We start from the raw sequence: 19,747 nt of genomic DNA, 5'->3' as shown, positions 1-19,747 counted from the left end.
CTGGCTTTTATGGCAGAAAGAGAACAGGGTATTGTTAAATGGTTCAATGACAAAAAAGGTTACGGTTTTATCACTCGGAAATCTGGAAAAGATCTTTTTGTGCACCACACCGCAATTATTGCTGAGGGTTTTCGTACTTTGAAGGAAGGTGATCGGGTGGAGTTTTCCGTGAAGAAAGATCAGAGGGGGGAATCAGCTGTAGAAGTTAAGAAGATTTAACTCAAAAAAAAGAAAATACGTTGCATTATTTTCTTCACTTACACCAATCTGCAGGGTTCTAGAGGGTCTGTGAGGAAAGGGAAGGCACTTAAAGCTGTGTAAGTGCCTTTTTTTATGAGGTTCATTGACGAAGCTAAAATAAAAGTAAAAGCTGGAAACGGTGGCCGCGGATGTGTGAGTTTCAGGCGGGAAAAATACATTCCCCGGGGAGGTCCAGATGGTGGCGATGGAGGAAAAGGAGGCGATGTTATTATACGGGCTACTTCTGCGAAACATACACTTCTGGACTTCAAATACCGTCAACATTTCACTGCCAAAAATGGAGGTCACGGTGAGGGAAACAAGCGAACTGGGGCCAATGGCGAAGACCTGGTCATAAACGTTCCTTTAGGAACGATAGTCAGAGATGCGTCAACGGGTGAGATTATTGCCGACCTAACCGAAGATGGCCAAACTGTAATAGTGGCTAAAGGTGGTTTAGGTGGCAAGGGAAATGCCCGATTCGCAACTCCAGTAGACAAGGCTCCCCGTTATGCGCAGCCAGGGTTACCTGGTGAGGAAAAGGATCTCATCTTAGAGTTAAAATTAATAGCTGACGTTGGTATCGTGGGTTTGCCTAACGTTGGTAAATCCACTTTCCTTTCCAGAATCTCAGCAGCTAGGCCTAAAATCGCCGACTATCCCTTTACGACACTTGCCCCTCATTTAGGGGTAGTTTCTTTCAATGACGAAGATGATCTTGTATTCGCAGATATACCAGGTATCCTCGAGGGAGCACATAACGGAGTGGGAATGGGAGTTAGGTTCCTTCGTCACATAGAAAGAACAAGTATTCTGTTCCACATAATCGACATATCTCAAATAACGAAGGAAGCTGCATGGAATAATTATAAAATTCTGAACAAAGAACTTTCCCTATATGATGAGAACCTAGCGAAAAAACCGCAAGTAGTAGGTATTGGTAAGATAGATATTCCGGAAACGAAAGATAAGCTTCCGGCTGTAATTGATTTTTTTGGTAAAGAAGGTATTAGAGTCTTCCCTTTCTCTGCGATCACCGGAGAAGGTGTGGACCTGGTATTGAGAGAGATACTTTCCAAATTTAAGGAATTAAAGTCACAGAGGAGAAGATATGAGTAACAACATTCCTTCAAGGAAGGACATATTCGCAAACGTAAAAAGGGTCCTCGTCAAAATAGGAAGCGCGGTGTTAACAGGTGCGAATGGTTTAGACCTGGATATCATAGAACATCTTGTGGACGATATGGTGGCTCTGCGGAAAAGGGGTTGCCAGATAGTCATCGTTACCTCGGGTGCCATAGCCTCAGGTAAACACCGCATGGGGATTGTGGGCGTGTTAAAGAGCATGCCCCAAAAGCAAGCTGCTGCAGCCATTGGGCAGAGTAGACTTATGCGGGTGTATTCTAACGCCTTTAGCAAACACGGAGTGTACGTAGCTCAGATACTTCTCACGATGGGGGACTTAATGGACCGCCGCCGTTTCTTAAATATTAGAAATACTCTCTTTACACTCCTCGATTGGGGTGTGGTGCCCATTATAAATGAAAACGATCCAGTGGCAACGGATGAAATAAAATTTGGTGACAATGATCAACTGGCAGCGATGATAGCTAATATTGTTGAGGCACACATTTTGATAAATCTTACGAATACAGAAGGGTTATACGATCGTAATCCAGCCCATTCGAAAAAAGCAAGAATCATTCATCTCGTTAAAGAAATTTCAGAGGACATTGAAGAAGCCGCTACTCCAGAGGTCTCAGATGTAGGAACAGGTGGGATGAAAAGCAAAATCATAGCCGCAAAGAAAGTCACAGCATTCGGTATACCCTACGTTATAGCACCGGGAAAGGAACCGGGAATCCTGAGAGAACTCTTCGCCGGTAAGGAGAGGGGAACCCTTTTCCTTCCAGAAGAAAAACCTTTAAACAGTCGTAAGTACTGGATAGCGTACACTCTGCGATCCAGAGGAAAGATATACGTGGATGAAGGAGCGAAAAAAGCGATCGTTGAGGAAGGGAAAAGCCTTCTGCCTTCCGGCGTTGTGGGCGTAGAAGGTGATTTCCGGGTAGGAGATCCAGTGCTGTGTGTCGACAGGGAGGGAAGGATAATTGCGAAAGGATTAGTGAATTATACAGCGGACGAATGCCGCAAAATAATGGGTCTCCAGACTTCTAAGATAGAACAAGTCCTAGGGCACAAAGATTACGATGAGATCATTCATCGTGACAACATGGTGGTTGCTGGGAAAACGGGGAAATTCTAACACTTTTAAAAATGTTCCATCAGAATCTTCAAACCAACCAAAACGAGAACAACCCCTCCTACAATTGCCGCTCTTTTACCCATAATATTGCCCAATCTTGAACCTATGAGCATCCCCGAAGCAGTCATGATCGAACACATAACACCTATAACTATGCTGGAATAAAGTATCTCAACCTTCAAAAAAGCAAAGCTCAAACCCACTGCAAAAGCATCAATGCTCGTGGCAATCGAAAGGAGAAACAAGGTAAAACCTTTAGTTGGATCATTATACATCCACTTCTCATCCTCATTTGATGCCATACCTTCTCTTATCATTCTGAATCCCACGTAAGTCAAAAGACCAAAGGCAATCCAGTGATCAAATCCTCCTATTAGATCGGTGATGAGTTTCCCTCCAGACCATCCCAGAATAGGCATCGCAAACTGAAACATTCCAAAAGAAACAGAGATCCGTAAAGTGGACATTAACAGTTCCTTGTTTTTTATAGCTCCTACCCCAAAGGCAACTGAAAATGCATCCATTCCCAAGCTGAAGGCAATGACAAATAATGTTGAAAAGTTCACTCCGCACCTTTTTTATTCAGATAATCAAGAATTATCTGGGCTGTCTTTTTTCCTACGCCGGATATCCGCTGAAGTTCCTCTGAGGTGGCCGTCTTGAGTTCTTCCAAACCACAAAAAGCCCTGAGGATTTCTCTGCTCCGCTTATGGCCAATCCCTGGAATTTTAACGAGAGACGACTCCAGACCCTCTTTGTCGCGCAAACGTCTGTGATAATTAATGGCAAATCTATGTGCTTCGTTTCTTATACGCTGTAAAAAACGGTTGAGTTGAGGATATTTCTTTAAAATTATCGGTTCTTTACGACGATGAACGTATAAAAGATCGGCACCAACCGTCGTCTCCGCATTTCTATCTCGCTTTCTTCTGCGTCTAGACTCACCCTTCGTAATTGCAACAGCCTCCACTTGAAAATGTCCCATCTCGTCAAGAACCATACGGGTAACGGAAAGGTGTCCTTTTCCTCCATCAACGATAACTAAATCCGGAGGTGTCTCGTCTTCCGCAAAACGCCGTTTCAGTACCTCAGACATCATGGCGTAATCATCAAAACCTGAAGGGAGCCTTATCCGGTAACGCCTGTACAAAGACTTGTCTAGCATGCCATCTCGGAATAGGACCCGAGACCCAACAGCATACCGACCACCCATATTGGATATGTCAAAACACTCAATGCGCTGAGGTACTTCTTTCAATTTCAGGACTCTTGCCATTAGTTTTAATATATCCGCTGGATTTTCTTCACTTGTGAGATGGAGTTTAAACAGATTTTCGGCGTTTCTCCTGGCCATCTCCACAAGATTCTTATTTTTCCCTTTCTTGGGCACCTTTATATTGACCCTTTTCCCCTTCTTTTCACTCAACCAATCAGATAATAGGGTCCTCTGTTCTATGTCCTCAGGCAGGATAATTTCATCTGGTATAAACGTACTTCTATCGTAACGTTGTTGAATAACCGCTGAAAGAACCTCCGAAGGATGGATTACCGGCCTAATTAGCGGGGGTGATTCCTGGCCAATAATTTTACCTTCTTTAACCCTAAGAATACATATCTGCGCTGCACCTTCTTCGTAATACAGACCATAAACATCCTGGTTCCGGTAAACGTTGGAGGTTATTTTCTGCTTTTCGATAACACGGTTGAGAGCTAGAAGTTTATCTCTGATAATCGCTGCTTCCTCGAACATTTCCTTCTCTGCAAAAGCCATCATTTTTCTCTCAAGCTCCACCAGTAATTTCTTTTCGCGGCCTTCGAGAAGAGCAATAGCATCCAATACAGCCTTCCGATAATTTCCTTCATCCACGCAACCCACACAGGGGGCCATACATCTCCCTATTTGAAACTCTATGCATGGTCGATTTCTTTTTAGAACTTTATCTGAACAAGTGCGAAAATGAAAAGCAGATTGAAGGATATCAAGTGTTTCCCGGGCTGACGCCCCTGAAGGATACGGACCAAAGTACAGGGCACCATCCTGTTTTGGACGCCGGTAAAGGGTGAACCGCGGGTAGGTCTCTCTAAGGTCTACACGGATATGAAAATAGGATTTATCGTCACGAAAATAGATGTTATATCGAGGACGGTATTCCTTTATTAGATTGTTCTCCAATATGAGAGCCTCTTTTTCCGTTTCGGTCACAATTATTTCCACATCCTGAACTTTGGAAAGAAGATAAGGAATCATAAAACGGTCGTCATTTCCTAGGTAAGACCTCAGACGAGCTTTCAAATCTTTCCCTTTACCAACGTATATATAGTTACCGTCACCATCCTTCATTATATACACGCCGGGGCTATTGGGAACAGCTACGATTAACCTTTCGATCACTGCATGACCTTTATTAACGGACTTCATCAAATTACTTCTACCTCTTCACCGAACTCCACAAGTATTTTTGTAAGCTCCCTAATTCGGTCCCTAAGAGCAGCAGCACGCTCAAATTCCAGTTTTCTCGAAGCCTCCCTCATTTCCTCCTTGAGTTTTCTTATTACACACGGTAATTCATCAACTGAAGAATACTCCTGTGCTGCCTCACGAACCGTAGGAACTGTAACATAATCTGCCTCAAAAATCGAAGTTAACACGGAATTTATTTCCTTTTTTATAGATTCAGGAGTTATGCCGTGTTTCCTATTATAATCTGCCTGCAAACGCCTCCGCCTTTTAACCTCATTGATACACGCCTGCATTGAGAGCGTTACTTCATCTGCATACATTATAACCGTCCCATTTACATTTCGAGCAGCCCTTCCACTTACCTGCATCAAGGCACGCTCGGATCGGAGAAATCCCTCACGATCAGCATCCAGCACAGCCACTAACGATACCTCGGGAATATCCAACCCTTCTCTGAGTAAGTTTACGCCGATCAGAACATCAAACCTACCTATTCTTAGATCACGGATTATTTGAACTCGCTCAAGTGTGCCTACGTCCGCATGGAGGTAACGAGCTTTGATTCCAAGATCAACGTAGTACTGGGTCAGCTTCTCCGCCATTCGCTTCGTAAGTGTAGTAACAAGCACACGCTCACCCTTTTCCGTACGCTTTCTAATCTCACCCAATAGATCATCCACCTGTCCTTTTGCATTCCTAACTATTATCTCAGGGTCCATTAGTCCTGTTGGTCTTATAATCTGTTCAACAACAGCTCCATTCGCTTTTCCTAGCTCGTATTCTGCAGGTGTCGCAGACACATAGAGGCGTTGTTGAGGATAGGCTTCAAACTCTTCGAACTTAAGAGGACGATTATCCAAAGCCGAAGGCAAACGAAAACCGTATTCAACCAAAGTTTCTTTTCTCGATCTATCCCCCCGATACATACCCATAAGCTGCGGAATCGTAACGTGGCTTTCATCGATTATTATCAGGGCATCCTTTGGCAAATAATCGAGCAGCGTAGGTGGTGGTTCTCCAGAACGACGACCCGTAAGATGTCTGGAGTAATTCTCAATGCCCTTGCAGTAGCCCATTTCTTCTAGCATTTCGAGATCGAAAAGTGTTCTTTGTTCCAAACGTTGAGCTTCTAAAAGCTTCCCCATAGCTCTCAGCTCCTGAAGCCGCTGACGCAACTCCTCTCGTATGGAAGATACAGCTCTTTTAAGGTTATCTTCGGGCGTTACGTAATGACTCCCCGGATATATTGAAATCTCCTCAAGCCTTCCGATTTTTTTCCCCCGAAGAGGATCGATGAGTGTAATGGCATCAATCACATCTCCAAAGAACTCTATACGGACTGCCCGGTCCTCTTCATATGGAGGGTAAATATCAACCACATCGCCACGGACACGAAATGTACCACGGTGAAAATCAACATCGTTCCTTTCGTAAAGAATACCCACCAAATGACGAAGCAATTCATCACGGGTTATTTCCATCCCTTCTTTGAGATCTATATGCATACCTGAATAGTCCTCAGGTGCCCCAATTCCATAAATGCAGGACACGCTTGCCACCACAATAACATCCCGTCTTTCAAAGAGGGACCTTGTGGTAGAATGCCGAAGTTTGTCTATATCGTCGTTTATAGATGAATCCTTCTCTATATACGTATCCGTTGCAGGGATGTACGCCTCGGGTTGGTAGTAATCGTAGTAACTCACGAAATACTCAACCGCATTCTCCGGGAAGAGCATTTTGAACTCACCGTAAAGTTGCGCCGCAAGGGTTTTGTTATGTGCTATAATTAAGGCAGGTCTCTGCACCGCCGCAATGACATGGGCAATGGTGAACGTTTTTCCTGAACCGGTTACCCCCAACAAAACCTGATGGGGTAACCCCTTTTTTATACCCTCTACTAACAAAGATATAGCCTTGGGTTGATCTCCCTGAGGTTTGAGGTCAGTTTTAAGCTTAAACATGGGATTATTTTGCCAGTTTTTTAAACATTATACAACGTCTTTGGGTTCTACTTTATTCGTTCTTGACAAAAAGAGGGGGCTATTGCTAATAGTTGCTGCTACTTTTTGAACAAAAATCTCTGCAGACGGATGAATGAAAAATGAAGAAAACGATTAAGCCAGTTAGCAATCTAAAAAGAAAAAGAACACATGGGTTTTTGGTGCGAATGTCCACCAAAGGGGGAAGAAGGGTTTTGAGCAGGAGGCGTGCAAAAGGTAGAAAACGCCTGACTGTCTAATCGTAGGGAGGGTAAACAACCCCTACAGGATGAATGAGTTCACTTTTCGAAAGGAAGAAAGGATAAAGAAAAGAAAGGATTTTTTGAGGGTTCTTAAGGAGGGTATAAGGGGATCATCAACACATTTTTTGTGGTACGTATGTGATAATCAGATGGGTTTGAGACGATTGGGAATCATAACAAGCAAAAAAGTTGGTAAAGCAGTCAGAAGGAACAGGATAAAACGACTTATTCGCGAGTTTTTCCGGTTGAATAAAAAGGACATCCTCGCGGGAAGAGATATAGTTATAAAAGTGAAGCCAACGGTACCCAATTTAACGTACCGTGATGTCTATGATGAACTTAAATCTTTATTGCAGAAAGACTCTCAACACTAAGAGGTTCTTTATCTCAGGTATTCGCCTGTACCAGAACTTTATTTCACCCCTTATACCCCCCAGCTGTCGTTTTATACCCTCATGCTCAGATTATGCATTGGAGGCAATCCACCGATACGGGACCTGGAAGGGTGGGCTACTGGCCATAAAGAGGATTTTGAAATGCCACCCCTATCACCCCGGTGGATTCGATCCTGTTCGCTGAAAAAAACAAATGACGGAGGAAGAACGAATTGAATGGATAAAAGAACAATACTAGCCATTGTACTATCTTTGATAGTCATCACCGTATACCAAATATACTTTCTAAAAACGACGGCCAAAAAGCAGGTCACCTCCCAGCCTAAAAATGCTGCAGAGAATGTAATCAAAGGGACACCCGCTGTCCCCGATACCGCTGTTAAAAAGGAATCGCCACAAGCTTCCCTAAGATATTCAAAACCAGAGATTTCGGAACGAGAAATCCTGGTGGATACCCCCCTGTACAGAGCTGTGTTCACAACATACGGCGGAGCGCTAAAGTCTTTACAGCTTAAAAAATACAGAAAATCGCTGGCAGAAAATTCCGACCTTGTAGAAATGGTTCAGGTCAGATCGGGTATGCCCTTACCGTTGCAAGTATCTTTACCCAACTCCGGGATAGACATTCCTCTAAACACCCCCTTTGAAACAGGGGTAGATTCCGAAATAAAAGTTTTTGACCAAGAAAGAACACTTTCCTTCTATAAAGAAATTCCAGGTGTTATTAAAGTGGAGAAATTATTCACCTTTCGTCCTGGCCAATACAACATAGATCTTGAAGTCCGAGTAACCAATCTGTCATCCACTCCTCTCACGCAGGATGTGGGATTAACGTGGATTCAATTTGCGGATCCAGAGGGGAAAAAAGAGGACTATGCCCACCAAGGCCCCATTGTACATTCTATAAAAAATGTCGAAAGACAGGAAATAAAAAAGCTTGAAGAGACCAAGATTCACGGACCAGGAATAAACTGGTGTGGATTTGAGAGCAAGTATTTTATAGCCGCTATGATACCCAGTAACCCCACTTTAGCAAATGCAGTTTTTCATAAAAACTCCAACAATCTTATTTATGTTTCCCTTATTACTCCCAAGAACATAGTACCACCCGGTCAGGCCATTTCGGTGCCTTACAATTTATACATCGGACCCAAGGACTACTCCATATTGAAAGCCCAGGGGGTACAGCTCGAAGAAGCCATAGACTTTGGTTCCTGGTTAAAGTGGCTGGCTATGCCGTTGCTCATCACATTGAAATTCCTTTACGGTTACGTTCACAATTACGGGGTAGCAATTATCATTTTAACCGTCATTATAAAAATCATCTTCTGGCCTCTCGGAACTAAGAGCTATGAATCTATGAAGGAAATGCAGAAAATTCAGCCTAAGCTGAAAGAACTTCAAGAGAGGTACAAAAACGACCGGCAGCGCTTATCCCAGGAGACAATGGCCCTCTACAGGGCACACAAAATAAATCCCATGGGCGGTTGCCTACCTATCCTTATCCAGATACCAGTTTTTTTTGGTCTATACAAAACCCTTCTGTATGCCATTGAGCTGCGTCACTCTCCTTTTATCTTGTGGATCAAGGATCTTTCAGATAAAGATCCCTATTACATAACACCAGTTATAATGGGAGCGACTATGTGGTGGCAGCAGAAAATGACACCCACGGGAGGCGACCCAACACAGCAGAAGATAATGTTATGGATGCCTGTCATATTTACATTCTTATTCCTCAACTTCCCATCCGGACTAGTTATATATTGGCTCTTCAACAACATACTGAGTATTGGACAACAGTACTACATAAACAAGCGTTTCAAGTGAGGGACAGAATCAAATGAGAGAGGTAATAGAGATAGAAGCCAAAACAATCGATGAAGCCATAGAAAAGGCGTGTGAGTTGTTTCAAATGCCTAGAGAAAAACTGCAAATTGAAATTCTTTCTGAAGGAACACCAGGGTTTCTTGGTCTGGGATCAAAGAAAGCTAAGATAAGGGCCTCTCTCCTGCATATAGACATAAATGACGTGGAACTTGAAATAGATGAAATTGGCAAAGTGGGCATTGAGGCAAGTGAAATCTCCCAAATACCGGAGAGTGGTGCACTCCAATCCACCACGGAGCATAATCAAAACCTCTCTACAAAAGCAAAGGAACTACTAGAAGGAATTTTGGAACGTATGCAACTATCGTGGCCTGTATCTGTTGAGGAAAAAGAGGATACTATTCGCCTTACAATTATGGGTGATGGTGAAGGCCTAATAATTGGGAAAAGGGGCAGAAATCTGGATGCCCTGGAGTACATTCTAAACAAAGCCATAAACCGATCAGCTAATGGTAACAAAAAAATCATAGTTGATGCGGAATCATACAGAAAAAAAAGAGAGGAGAAACTGATTTCTCTAGCGCAACGTATTGGAAAAAAAGTAAAGAAAACCAGAAAAGCAGTCACTCTGGAGAATCTCACAGCTCATGAACGGCAGATCATTCACCTGACTCTGCGTAATGATCCCCACGTGATAACAAAAAGCGAAGGCGAAGGGGAAAACCGAAAAATAACGATTTTTCCTGTTAGGAAAAGAGTAAGGAAAAAGAAAACAGACACAACAAGGAAGAAAAAAGAGGAAAAGTGAAAGAGGACACAATAGCCGCACTGGCAACACCGCAAGGGGTTGGAGGAATAGCCGTTATACGTGTAAGCGGACCAGAGGCGGAAAAAATTGCGAATACAGTTTTTCGTGCTCACAGAAACCTCACTAAGCTGCGGAGCCACACCCTGCACATGGGTTTTGTGGTAGATCAAGAAACAAACGAAATTATTGACGAAGTACTAGCTGTGCTCATGAGGAAACCCCATTCGTACACAGGAGAAGATGTCTTTGAAATACACAGTCACGGGGGATGGGTTATACCTCAACGTGTGTTGGAAGCTGTTTTAAAAGCGGGAGCACGGCTTGCACAACCGGGTGAGTTTACACGCAGAGCTTTCTTGAACGGTCGTATGGATCTTTCGCAGGCGGAAGCCGTATGCGATTTAATCACCGCCGAAACCAAAATGGCCGCTAATCTAGCTCTCACACAACTCCGTGGTGAGGTTGGAAAAAAGATAAAAACTTTTGTGGAAGAATTGAGCAATTTGCTAGCCCATACTGAAGCCGTACTGGATTTCAGTGAAGATGAAGAAATACCCCCTCTCCCAAAAGAGGAATTCGTTGAAAAACTACAGGACATTGTGGGCAAATTGAACAGAATCAGTGCCTCCTACAAACAGGGGCGCATGTATCGACAAGGGGTTTCGGTAGTTATCGTTGGAAGGACAAATGTGGGAAAATCAAGTCTTCTCAACAACTTACTCGGTGAGAAACGGGCCATTGTGACACCTATTCCTGGAACCACGAGGGATTTCATTGCAGAAACAATCGAGATCGGAGGTCTGCCTGTAAAACTAACGGACACTGCTGGGATAAGAAACACTGATGATATAGTTGAAAAGGAGGGTATTGAACTGGTTTGGGAGAAAGTTTCCACAGCCGATGTCGTTATTTTACTCTTCGATGGTTCAACACCCGTAACGGATGAGGACATAAGAATCATACAAAGGTTGGGTAGCAAATCTTACATCCCGGCGATAAACAAAGTGGATCTTCCCATAGTTATCTCGGAGGACACAATTCGCAATCTTACCGGTGGAAAAACTCCACTTTATATATCTGCAAAATATGGAACAGGAATAGAGGATCTAAAAAAGACAATCCACAAACTCTTTACTTCCGAAATCGACCAAGCTTCAGAGGGCGAAAACTTGTTAATAACCTCCATGCGGCATAAATTGGCAATCGACAAAGCAGTTTTCTTTCTTTCCCAAGCGACAAGCAACATAATCTGGAACGCGTCACTTGAACTAGTAGCGGCTGACCTCTGGGATGCACTCAACGCCCTTGAGGAAATTACGGGAAAATCTGTAGATGACACTATCCTTGATAAAATCTTTGCAAACTTTTGTATTGGCAAGTAGAGCTTTAATTTTTACTAGATATTTTCTTTGCCAAATCGATAACCTCTTCGTAAATGTCCCTCAGGGGGCGCCCCGTTAATAGAGCAACTCTTCGGCAGTCCTCATATTCAGGACTGAACTTTATCGGTGTCCCTTTATCATAGGCAATTTTTACGGCCACTTCGCCTCCAGACGTTCTAACAGTAACAATCTTTCGATCCAGTAAATTTCGCTGGCACGCCCATTTCCTCAAACCTAGAGTGGAAGTCTCCACAAACAATAAGCGGGAAATCTCATGCTCGTCTTTTGAGTGACAGATAACAGAGAGCTTCTGGGCCGGCCTCTGCTTCTTCATATATATAGGTGTAATGTAGACATCCAAAGCACCTGCCTGGAAAAGTTTATCATATATGAAACCGTAAAATTCAGGGTTCATATCGTCTATGTTTGTCTCTATAATGATAACATTGTCAACTTCTTTGGCTTTCCCGTATAAAACCCTTAGAAAGTTGGGGATCTCGTAATCACCCTTACCTGCCCCATGCCCAAAACGTTCAATAAACAATTCTGGTATAGGTCCGTACTTGTGGCACACCGTTTTCAGAATAGCCATACCAGTAGGTGTCGCAAGTTCATGGCAAGAAAGATCAGATGAATATACGGGAATTGCTCCTTTCGCTAATCGAATCACAGCGGGTGATGGAACAGGCAAGATCCCATGGGCACACGAAACGGTACCGCTACCGAGATTTACAGGTGATGACCACACATAACTAGGTTTTATCATGGTAAAACAGATAGAAAAAGAGACGATATCTACGATAGAATCAACACTTCCTAGTTCATGAAAGTGAGAGTCCTCTAAACTTACGCCGTGGATGGAAGATTCAGCTTCCGCAAGATTGTCAAATATCCTCAAACTCAATCCCTTGACGTTTTCATCGAAGTTAGACGTCTCTATAATGTTTTTGATCTCTCCTAAAGACCTAGATTGATTCTTTTTTTCGTCCACATGAACAATGAATTGCGAACATCTAATTCCACCCCTTTTTGTTTTCTTTATCTCTATGTCAAAGTCTAATAGATTTAAACCTTTAAGCTGCTTCTTGAAATCCTCTATATCGATACCCATGTCGAGAAGAGCTGCCACTGCCATGTCACCGCTGATACCAGAAAAACAGTCAAAGTATAGAATACTCGCGCCGCCATAATTCATAGTTAACCTCTATCAATCTGATTGATTATTGTGTAGGCAAAATAAGCAGCACCAAACCCATTGTCTATGTTTACGACGGCCACGCCTCCGGCACAGCAATTCAGCATGGTTAGCAATGCTGAAAATCCTCCAATTTGGGCACCGTACCCCACACTAGTTGGCACAGCAATCACGGGTTTGTCTGTAAACCCTGCTACAATCCCTGGTAAAGCCCCCTCCATTCCAGCAACAACGATGATCACTGCAGAACTATTCATTTGCTCAATGTATGGGAAGAGTCTATGGATACCTGCAACACCTACGTCGTAGATTCTTTGCACACTCAACCCCATGCATTCCGATGCAATTGCCGCTTCCTCAGCAACGGGGATATCAGATGTGCCAGCCGTAATAACAGTGACTTTACTTCTGCTTTTGGCTACATTTCCTCTCGGAATGAAAAAAATACGGGCTTCTTCGTAATACTTCGCCTCTTTAAACTCCCTTGCAAGAACATCAAACTGAGCGGGAGTACATCTGGTACCGATGACCGATGTCCCGCTTTCCCATATACTTCGAGATATTTTTAAAAGCTGATCATCCGTTTTCCCCGGACAGTATATAACCTCAGGAACACCCTTCCTCAATGCCCGATGATGATCCACCTTCGCAAAAAACAGGTCATCGTAAGGCAACAACCTCAATTTATCCAACGCCTCGTGCACATCTAGTTTGCCATCCTTTACGTCATTTAGAATTTTAACAAGTTCCTCTCTCATGGCTCCAAAGCCTTACTTTCTCCCGTAACCCTCAAGATCGAGGGCAACGTGTTTAAACCCCAAACCTTTAAGATACCTGGAAACTTCATCCATAAAAACTACATCAAAGAAAATGGCTCGCTCCTCCGGCGAAACCTCAATCCGAGCTAAATCACCGTGAATCCTTACCCGAACCTGGGAAAAACCTTTTCCGAATAAATAATCCTCAGCTTTCTCTATCCTGGTTAGCAATTCACTCGTTATCTGTTCGCCGTAAGGGATACGCGTAGCCAGACACGAATAGGGCTGCTTCTCGTAATTAGGCATTCCTAAGAGAAAAAGAACACGACGTATCTCCTCTTTTTGAAATTTCAACTCAAGTAAAGGAGACAAAATACCAAGCTCCCTGATTGCTTTCATCCCAGGTCTTTCACCGTAAATATCATCGTAATTGGTGCCCTCCGCTACGTGTTCTATCCCCAAGTCTCTTCTTACGAAATCCTTAAGTTCTCCAAATAGCTCCTTTTTGCAGAGATAGCAACGATTCTCAGGGTTCTTTAAAATTACCGAATCCATAAAGGATTTCTTTTCCAAAATTACGTGCTCAACATCGAGCATTTTGGTCAATTTTACTGTTTCCATCCTTTCTCTCTTGGGAAAGAAAGGAGTGACCATTGTCACCGCAACAACTCTACTCAAAGCACTCTCCTTTGAGGCGGTGAGCAAAAAAAAGCTATCCACACCTCCTGAGAAGGCTATGGCAACCTCTCCGAGGTCAGATAACCACTGTTTTAATTTCGCGAACTTCTCTAAAACCGGCTCCATCTCACCAGAACCCTCTCTCCATACAGTTGTCTATGAAGGGAATGGTGATCCTGGGTGTGTCCATAAGTAAACGCTTCAAATATTTCCCTACATCGGGATACAGGGGATATTTGTCTAAATCCTTTACAGGCAACCATTTTACATCCAAAGAACTCGTGTGCTCTGACCTTACCTTAGGAGTCCCATGAACCTCCAACGCCTCAAAAATAACATGGAGTGTCTGGGGATATCTCTTTGAGGCAGGAGCTTCACCTAAAAGAATGACATTACCCACCTTAAGCTTGACACCCAATTCGTTCTTCCATTCCGCCACTATAGCTTCTCTGAAAGGCACATCCCGGTCCACCCCACCGCCAGGAAGAGCGTACACATCTTTCCCGCCGTATATATACCTCATACACAGTATTTCCCCAGCCTGCTCAAAAACTGCCGATACTCTAACCCTCATACTTTAGAAATCCTCCTACCAAAAAGTGTTGTTACATTAACACAAACGGGTTTAAAATGCATCCTAGACAGACCTTTACGAGGACTGAATGTCCCCGGAAAAGCGAGGAAAAGTCGATGCCATCACTGGAAGACCTTCTAAACTTAAAAATAGAAAGAATCGCTTACGGTGGCGAAGGTGTAGGAAGATGGGAAAACATAGTAACATTCGTGCCTTTCACTGCACCAGAGGATGAACTTACAGCAAAGGTCACCGAAGTTAAAAAACATTATATACGGGCAGAGATAGCCAACATAACTAACCCTTCACCCATTCGTGTTTTACCTCCCTGCCCCTATTTCACCGTATGTGGCGGATGTTGCTACCAACACATCCCATACGAGAAACAGATAGAAATTAAAAAAGAACAGGTAGTTGAGGTATTTAGAAGAATTGGGAGGTTCAATTCACCACCGGTTGAAGAATTTTTGCCATCCCCTAAACCATTCCACTGGAGAGGGAAGATGGAATTTTTTTTACGTTCAAATTCCAAGGAAGTACACATAGGATTGCTAAAACCTAGTAGCCATGAGGTTGTGGAAATTGAAAGCTGCCTCATAGCCCACGAAACAATCAATGACACGTTGAAAAGAATACGAAAAAAAACAGATACTGTAAAAGTGAACAGACCCTTTCAAAAGATTGCCGTATGGTCTCACAATGATAACGTGGATGATGTCATAACAAGATGGGTTGGGGGCAAAGAGATCGTAGTGCCCCACACGGGATTTTTTCAAGCGAATCTCTTTCTCGTCGATAAGCTTGTAACTTCGGTTATTGAATTCTGTGACCTTAAGGGTAATGAACTAGTGGTAGACGCGTACGGGGGGTCTGGATTATTTGCCCTTTTTTTGGCTCCTATTTCTGGAAAAGTTTACTCCATCGAAGTTGATGAAAAGGCGTCCAACTGTGCGGGATTCAATTTTTCCCGCTCAAATCTTAACAACGCTTTCTCCATAAAAGGAGATGTGGGTGAAATACTAAAGGCATTGTTTAACGGTACAAACGAAGTACCTGATGTAATTGTGCTCGATCCTCCCCGCCCTGGATGTCGCAAGGACATTTTACAAACCATTGTAGACATATCACCGAGGAGAATTGTATATGTGTCGTGCAACCCAGCTACGCAGGCGAGAGACTGTCGATTTTTGGTCTCACACGGCTATACTTTGGAAACAATAAGACCTCTAGATATGTTTCCTCAGACTGCCCATATTGAAACAGTGGCTCTCATCAGGCGAATTTTATAACTACTTACCTTCTTTTACGAAAAAATAAACCCCGTTCCTCGATTCCTTAAGAATTTTACCTTCAAATTCTAATTCCATCACGTGGGTTATAATTTCATTAACCGCAAGGAAACGGTCAAACTCGGATAAATCTTCTCCAAACACATCGAGAGATATCTGGTATGCTGTTTTGGGGCCCGAATTTAATGTGTTAAGGATTATCTCCCTTCTTTCCCTGTGGTGGACTATTATTTCATCAATGCGTCGATTTAAAGAAGAAAAAGGTTCGCCATGAGATGGGTAAATCATCGATACAGGAAGATCTCTCATAGCCGTGAGGGAATTTACAAAGCTGTGCAATGGTCGAAACTCAGGATGAGCGATATCAGGGCTAAGATTGGGGGTTATGTCAGGCAAAATGTGATCACATGAAAGAAGTATACCCAACCTTTTGAAGAAAAAGCAGACCTGCCCCCGCGTGTGACCAGGTGCAGGTAATATTTCTAACTCTTCTTCTCCAATAACATGTATGTTGTTCGGCAATAGGTAAACATCCACTTCAAATACGCAAATCTTCTTTCTCAAAAAATTGAGCATCCTCTTAATACTTTCAACAAGACCTCCAGAAACGCCATGTTGCATGTAAAACCGGTCGATGAGTCTCTCTCCATCGCTAGTGAAATAAAACCTTTTCAGTCTTAATGCATCCTCCTGGGAAATGAAAACCTTTGCACCTGAGAGAGCTTTAATACGACCAGCCAGACCGCTATGGTCCACGTGAAAATGACTCAGGTATATTTCCCTAACATCTTCTATGGATGCTCCTATTTCACCTAAACCGTCTTCTAGCTCAGCAAAACACTCATCCGAATCAACACCTGAATCAAACAGGACAATCCCATGTTTGTGCTGATAAACAAAAACGTTTACATATCCCTCACGGAAAGGCATAGGCAATTTAATCATATAGAGACCATCTTTTATTCGCGTTAGCATATTTCTTCCCCATATAGTTTACGCAGTTCGAAATAATACGCTACAACGGCTGGGCCAACATGTCAAAACGGATTTCTGAAGGAAGTACTTTTTTTGTTTGGTTTATTTCTGCTGAAATCAAAGTTTTATTTTTATTACGGTCCGTGAGATGTGGTCACCCCCGGTGATTGTGGCATTCCCTTTTCTCTGTATCTTTGGATTGTAGCTAAACAATTCACCGATAAATCTTTCCCCCCTCGGCCAGTTCCCGAAGAGCATCTAAATCCAGAAGCTGAATGATGTTTCCTTTTTCCGCGATAAGCTTTCTCTTTTTTAAATTACCCAGAACACGGGAGAGAGATTCCGGACCGGTACCCAACAGATTGGCGAGTTGGGTTTTGGAAATATTCAATTGAACGAGATTCCCATTGCCCTGTTCTTGTGCAAGGTAAAGAAGGTAGGAGGCAAGTCTGCCAGGAATTTCCTTTAGTGCAAGGTTTTCGACCTGGAGGGTGAATTCACGCAGGCGCGCTGCAAACAGAGCGAGCATATTCATGACCAGACTCGGTTTGTTCGAGATAAGGCGGACGAAGTCGGTTCGATTGAAAAACAAGAGACAACTCTTCGTGATTGCACTTGCATTGGCAGGAAAGGATCTGCCAGAAAACACCGGCACAACACCGAGTGTGTCCCCTTCTTCTAAAATGTGCAAAATCTTTTCCTTGCCATCGGCGGAAAGCTTGTACACGCTGACACGTCCCTCGGCAATCAGGTAGAATCCTGTGCCCTCGTCGTCGTCGTGAAAAATAATTTCACCTTTCTTGTATTGTTTCCTGATTGCAATTTTCTCTAATTCCGCGATGTGCTCAAGAGGCAAACCCCCGAAAAGCTGGCTTTTAGCTAAAATGTCCCTTGTTTTTCTTATGATGTGAATCTTTTCCATAAAAGATGATCTTCTCTTAACATAAGTCAAGGATGCGCCAAAGTTTTTTAATATATAATCTTAAAAAAAATAAGGAGGTTTACTATGTTTTGTAATCAGTGTCAGGAAACCATAAAAAACCAGGGCTGTACCGTCAGAGGATTTTGCGGCAAACAGGAATCAACTGCAAACCTTCAGGATTTACTCGTTTACCTCTGTAAGGGGATTTCGGTGTACGCTGAAAAACTACCAAAGGTGGAGAGAACAACGGGGCGTTTCGTCTGTAAGTCCCTTTTCGTCACCATCACAAACGTCGCATGGGATGACGAGGCTATCCTACTAAAGATAGAGGAAGCGTTAAAGGTACGTGACAGGGTAAGAGCCGGCGCCGCTTCGCTCGTTTTAGGACATTTGCCCGACTGCGCTGTGTGGACGCCGAGAAACAAAGAAGACATTTTTACAAAAGCGACCGCAGATGAAGTACGCATCAACATCTCCCCAGACGAGGATATTCGGTCGCTGAGATCGCTTCTTGTTTTTGGACTTAAAGGAATCGGTGCGTATGCTGATCACGCCGCAGTGTTGGGGTATGAAAGCGACGATATTTATCGTTTCGTCTTTCAGGCATTGGTAGCCACTACACGCGACCTTTCAGCAGATGAACTTGTGGAGTTTATCATAAAGGCAGGCGAGACAGCGGTAAAAACGATTGCGCTTCTTGATAAGGCAAATACTGAAACCTACGGCCATCCAGAAATCACGCATGTTAATATAGGCGTGAGGAACAACCCAGGAATTTTGATTTCCGGTCATGACCTGAAAGATTTGGAAGATTTGCTTGAACAAACAAAAGGTACCGGCGTGGATGTGTATACGCATGGTGAGATGTTGCCAGCTCACTACTACCCCGCTTTTAAAAAACACTCCCATCTTGTCGGCAATTATGGTTCTTCATGGTGGCATCAGAACGAGGACTTTGAACATTTCAACGGGCCAATTATTTTAACAACGAATTGCCTCATACCTGTGAAAAAAGAAAACACCTATCTAAACCGGCTTTTCACAACAGGAAACGTCAGTTATCCAGGAGCTGTCCATATCCCGGATAGGCCTAAGAGTGGTGCGAAAGACTTCTCCCAAGTAATTGCTTTGGCTAAAGCTTGCCCTCCCCCTAAAGAGGTTGAGAAAGGCACGATTGTCGGTGGTTTTGCCCATAACCAGATTTTGGCACTCGCGGACAAGATAGTGGAGGCAGTGAAGTCAGGGACAATAAAACGATTTATCGTCATGGCCGGTTGCGATGGTCGACACAGGACACGCAACTATTATACAGAAGTGGCCCAATACCTACCTAAAGATACCGTGATTTTGACGGCTGGATGTGCCAAATACCGTTATAACAAACTGTCATTGGGCGATATTGGCGGTATCCCTCGTGTGCTCGATGCTGGCCAATGTAATGATTCTTACTCTTTGGTTGTGATCGCGCTCAAGCTCAAGGAGCTTTTAAATCTTAAAGACATTAATGAATTACCCATTTCTTTTAACATCGCCTGGTACGAGCAAAAAGCGGTAGCCGTTCTGCTTGCCCTCCTTTCTCTGGGCGTAAAGGGTATGCGGCTAGGTCCGACTCTGCCTGGATTTTTGACTCCTAACATCACCAAAGTTTTGGTGGAAAAATTCGACATAAAAACAATCGGGGATGTTCAAACGGATGTCGAGGCGATGATGAAGGGAACGTGAATTTCGT

The 19,747-nt window shown here is 43.4% G+C and carries 20 protein-coding genes; 11 read left to right on the top strand and 9 right to left on the bottom strand.

Annotated elements, in window-relative coordinates; genetic code table 11:
• Positions 1-9: 9 nt before the first annotated feature.
• The 3 genes from N2317_05185 (at position 10) to proB (ending at position 2,506) form a co-directional block, all read left to right on the top strand.
• Positions 10-219: a cold shock domain-containing protein gene (locus N2317_05185; protein MCX7816884.1), complete on the top strand. Its 210-nt coding sequence runs from the start codon at positions 10-12 to the stop codon at positions 217-219.
• 114 nt (positions 220-333) lie between these two features.
• Complete coding sequence (gene obgE / locus N2317_05180; GenBank protein ID MCX7816883.1) at positions 334-1,359, top strand: GTPase ObgE; 1,026 nt, start codon at positions 334-336, stop codon at positions 1,357-1,359.
• Positions 1,352-2,506, top strand: coding sequence for a glutamate 5-kinase (proB, locus tag N2317_05175; protein MCX7816882.1), 1,155 nt, complete (start codon positions 1,352-1,354; stop codon positions 2,504-2,506). Before obgE ends, proB begins: the two co-directional genes overlap by 8 nt.
• A 5-nt stretch (positions 2,507-2,511) precedes the next feature.
• On the opposite strand, the gene N2317_05170 is transcribed toward proB, so the two are convergent.
• The 3 genes from N2317_05170 to uvrB are packed head-to-tail and all read right to left on the bottom strand — an operon-like array spanning position 2,512 to position 6,931.
• Positions 2,512-3,072: a manganese efflux pump MntP family protein gene (locus tag N2317_05170; GenBank protein ID MCX7816881.1), complete on the bottom strand. Its 561-nt coding sequence runs from the start codon at positions 3,070-3,072 to the stop codon at positions 2,512-2,514.
• The gene (uvrC, locus tag N2317_05165) at positions 3,069-4,925 is read right to left on the bottom strand and encodes an excinuclease ABC subunit UvrC (GenBank protein MCX7816880.1); all 1,857 of its coding nucleotides are present in this window, start codon (positions 4,923-4,925) and stop codon (positions 3,069-3,071) included. The genes N2317_05170 and uvrC overlap by 4 nt, the downstream gene beginning before the upstream one ends.
• Complete coding sequence (uvrB, locus tag N2317_05160) at positions 4,925-6,931, bottom strand: excinuclease ABC subunit UvrB (protein ID MCX7816879.1); 2,007 nt, start codon at positions 6,929-6,931, stop codon at positions 4,925-4,927. Before uvrB ends, uvrC begins: the two co-directional genes overlap by 1 nt.
• Before the next feature lie 140 nt (positions 6,932-7,071).
• On the opposite strand from uvrB, the gene rpmH reads away from it, so the two are divergent.
• Genes rpmH through mnmE form a run of 6 tightly spaced genes read left to right on the top strand, consistent with a single transcriptional unit; the run spans position 7,072 to position 11,627 of the window.
• Positions 7,072-7,209 carry a 50S ribosomal protein L34 gene (gene rpmH / locus N2317_05155; GenBank protein MCX7816878.1) on the top strand — a complete coding sequence of 46 codons (138 nt, stop codon included), beginning with the start codon at positions 7,072-7,074 and terminating at the stop codon, positions 7,207-7,209.
• A gap of 29 nt (positions 7,210-7,238) precedes the next feature.
• Positions 7,239-7,586, top strand: a complete 348-nt coding sequence (gene rnpA / locus N2317_05150; GenBank protein MCX7816877.1) for a ribonuclease P protein component — start codon at positions 7,239-7,241, stop codon at positions 7,584-7,586.
• Positions 7,546-7,791, top strand: a complete 246-nt coding sequence (gene yidD, locus N2317_05145) for a membrane protein insertion efficiency factor YidD (GenBank protein ID MCX7816876.1) — start codon at positions 7,546-7,548, stop codon at positions 7,789-7,791. Before rnpA ends, yidD begins: the two co-directional genes overlap by 41 nt.
• Positions 7,792-7,823: 32 nt before the next feature.
• The gene (gene yidC, locus N2317_05140) at positions 7,824-9,437 is read left to right on the top strand and encodes a membrane protein insertase YidC (GenBank protein ID MCX7816875.1); all 1,614 of its coding nucleotides are present in this window, start codon (positions 7,824-7,826) and stop codon (positions 9,435-9,437) included.
• A gap of 13 nt (positions 9,438-9,450) precedes the next feature.
• Positions 9,451-10,245 (top strand): Jag N-terminal domain-containing protein, encoded by a 795-nt coding sequence (locus N2317_05135; protein ID MCX7816874.1) that lies wholly within the window; start codon positions 9,451-9,453, stop codon positions 10,243-10,245.
• On the top strand, positions 10,242-11,627 hold the full coding sequence (gene mnmE / locus N2317_05130; protein MCX7816873.1) for a tRNA uridine-5-carboxymethylaminomethyl(34) synthesis GTPase MnmE: 1,386 nt from the start codon (positions 10,242-10,244) through the stop codon (positions 11,625-11,627). The genes N2317_05135 and mnmE overlap by 4 nt, the downstream gene beginning before the upstream one ends.
• 4 nt (positions 11,628-11,631) lie before the next feature.
• On the opposite strand, the gene larC is transcribed toward mnmE, so the two are convergent.
• Genes larC through N2317_05110 form a run of 4 tightly spaced genes read right to left on the bottom strand, consistent with a single transcriptional unit; the run spans position 11,632 to position 14,832 of the window.
• Positions 11,632-12,822 (bottom strand): nickel pincer cofactor biosynthesis protein LarC, encoded by a 1,191-nt coding sequence (larC, locus tag N2317_05125; protein ID MCX7816872.1) that lies wholly within the window; start codon positions 12,820-12,822, stop codon positions 11,632-11,634.
• 2 nt (positions 12,823-12,824) lie between these two features.
• A complete protein-coding gene (larB, locus tag N2317_05120; protein ID MCX7816871.1) occupies positions 12,825-13,580 on the bottom strand; it encodes a nickel pincer cofactor biosynthesis protein LarB in 756 nt (251 codons plus the stop codon).
• Positions 13,581-13,592: 12 nt separating this feature from the next.
• The gene (gene larE / locus N2317_05115; protein MCX7816870.1) at positions 13,593-14,384 is read right to left on the bottom strand and encodes an ATP-dependent sacrificial sulfur transferase LarE; all 792 of its coding nucleotides are present in this window, start codon (positions 14,382-14,384) and stop codon (positions 13,593-13,595) included.
• 1 nt (position 14,385) lies between these two features.
• Positions 14,386-14,832 carry an NUDIX domain-containing protein gene (locus N2317_05110; protein ID MCX7816869.1) on the bottom strand — a complete coding sequence of 149 codons (447 nt, stop codon included), beginning with the start codon at positions 14,830-14,832 and terminating at the stop codon, positions 14,386-14,388.
• 56 nt (positions 14,833-14,888) lie between these two features.
• Between N2317_05110 and N2317_05105 the strand changes: the two genes are divergently transcribed.
• Positions 14,889-16,121: a class I SAM-dependent RNA methyltransferase gene (locus N2317_05105; protein MCX7816868.1), complete on the top strand. Its 1,233-nt coding sequence runs from the start codon at positions 14,889-14,891 to the stop codon at positions 16,119-16,121.
• Here N2317_05105 and N2317_05100 read toward each other — a convergent pair whose 3' ends face one another.
• Both N2317_05100 and N2317_05095 read right to left on the bottom strand, forming a co-directional pair.
• Positions 16,122-17,096: an MBL fold metallo-hydrolase gene (locus tag N2317_05100; GenBank protein ID MCX7816867.1), complete on the bottom strand. Its 975-nt coding sequence runs from the start codon at positions 17,094-17,096 to the stop codon at positions 16,122-16,124.
• A gap of 214 nt (positions 17,097-17,310) precedes the next feature.
• Complete coding sequence (locus tag N2317_05095; protein ID MCX7816866.1) at positions 17,311-18,018, bottom strand: Crp/Fnr family transcriptional regulator; 708 nt, start codon at positions 18,016-18,018, stop codon at positions 17,311-17,313.
• A gap of 84 nt (positions 18,019-18,102) precedes the next feature.
• Between N2317_05095 and hcp the strand changes: the two genes are divergently transcribed.
• A complete protein-coding gene (gene hcp / locus N2317_05090) occupies positions 18,103-19,740 on the top strand; it encodes a hydroxylamine reductase (GenBank protein ID MCX7816865.1) in 1,638 nt (545 codons plus the stop codon).
• The last annotated feature ends 7 nt before the right edge of the window (positions 19,741-19,747 follow it).

It is taken from the genome of Syntrophales bacterium, from assembly GCA_026417625.1.
Lineage (GTDB): Bacteria > Desulfobacterota > Syntrophia > Syntrophales > UBA8958 > JAOACW01.
Note: the sequence above shows the minus strand (reverse complement) of the source record. Positions and strands in the feature narration are given on the sequence as shown.

What these genes read in the sequence shown, in the direction of transcription:
- larC (MCX7816872.1), bottom strand. Translation starts at nt 12,822, where the DNA reads ATGAATTATGGCGGCGCGAGTATTCTATACTTTGACTGTTTTTCTGGT.
- larB (MCX7816871.1), bottom strand. Translation starts at nt 13,580, where the DNA reads ATGAGAGAGGAACTTGTTAAAATTCTAAATGACGTAAAGGATGGCAAA.
- N2317_05095 (MCX7816866.1), bottom strand. Translation starts at nt 18,018, where the DNA reads ATGGAAAAGATTCACATCATAAGAAAAACAAGGGACATTTTAGCTAAA.
- yidC (MCX7816875.1), top strand. Translation starts at nt 7,824, where the DNA reads ATGGATAAAAGAACAATACTAGCCATTGTACTATCTTTGATAGTCATC.
- proB (MCX7816882.1), top strand. Translation starts at nt 1,352, where the DNA reads ATGAGTAACAACATTCCTTCAAGGAAGGACATATTCGCAAACGTAAAA.
- obgE (MCX7816883.1), top strand. Translation starts at nt 334, where the DNA reads ATGAGGTTCATTGACGAAGCTAAAATAAAAGTAAAAGCTGGAAACGGT.
- N2317_05105 (MCX7816868.1), top strand. Translation starts at nt 14,889, where the DNA reads ATGCATCCTAGACAGACCTTTACGAGGACTGAATGTCCCCGGAAAAGC.
- rpmH (MCX7816878.1), top strand. Translation starts at nt 7,072, where the DNA reads ATGAAGAAAACGATTAAGCCAGTTAGCAATCTAAAAAGAAAAAGAACA.
- larE (MCX7816870.1), bottom strand. Translation starts at nt 14,384, where the DNA reads ATGGAGCCGGTTTTAGAGAAGTTCGCGAAATTAAAACAGTGGTTATCT.
- uvrB (MCX7816879.1), bottom strand. Translation starts at nt 6,931, where the DNA reads ATGTTTAAGCTTAAAACTGACCTCAAACCTCAGGGAGATCAACCCAAG.
- hcp (MCX7816865.1), top strand. Translation starts at nt 18,103, where the DNA reads ATGTTTTGTAATCAGTGTCAGGAAACCATAAAAAACCAGGGCTGTACC.
- N2317_05100 (MCX7816867.1), bottom strand. Translation starts at nt 17,096, where the DNA reads ATGCTAACGCGAATAAAAGATGGTCTCTATATGATTAAATTGCCTATG.
- yidD (MCX7816876.1), top strand. Translation starts at nt 7,546, where the DNA reads ATGAACTTAAATCTTTATTGCAGAAAGACTCTCAACACTAAGAGGTTC.
- N2317_05110 (MCX7816869.1), bottom strand. Translation starts at nt 14,832, where the DNA reads ATGAGGGTTAGAGTATCGGCAGTTTTTGAGCAGGCTGGGGAAATACTG.
- N2317_05185 (MCX7816884.1), top strand. Translation starts at nt 10, where the DNA reads ATGGCAGAAAGAGAACAGGGTATTGTTAAATGGTTCAATGACAAAAAA.
- uvrC (MCX7816880.1), bottom strand. Translation starts at nt 4,925, where the DNA reads ATGAAGTCCGTTAATAAAGGTCATGCAGTGATCGAAAGGTTAATCGTA.
- rnpA (MCX7816877.1), top strand. Translation starts at nt 7,239, where the DNA reads ATGAATGAGTTCACTTTTCGAAAGGAAGAAAGGATAAAGAAAAGAAAG.
- N2317_05135 (MCX7816874.1), top strand. Translation starts at nt 9,451, where the DNA reads ATGAGAGAGGTAATAGAGATAGAAGCCAAAACAATCGATGAAGCCATA.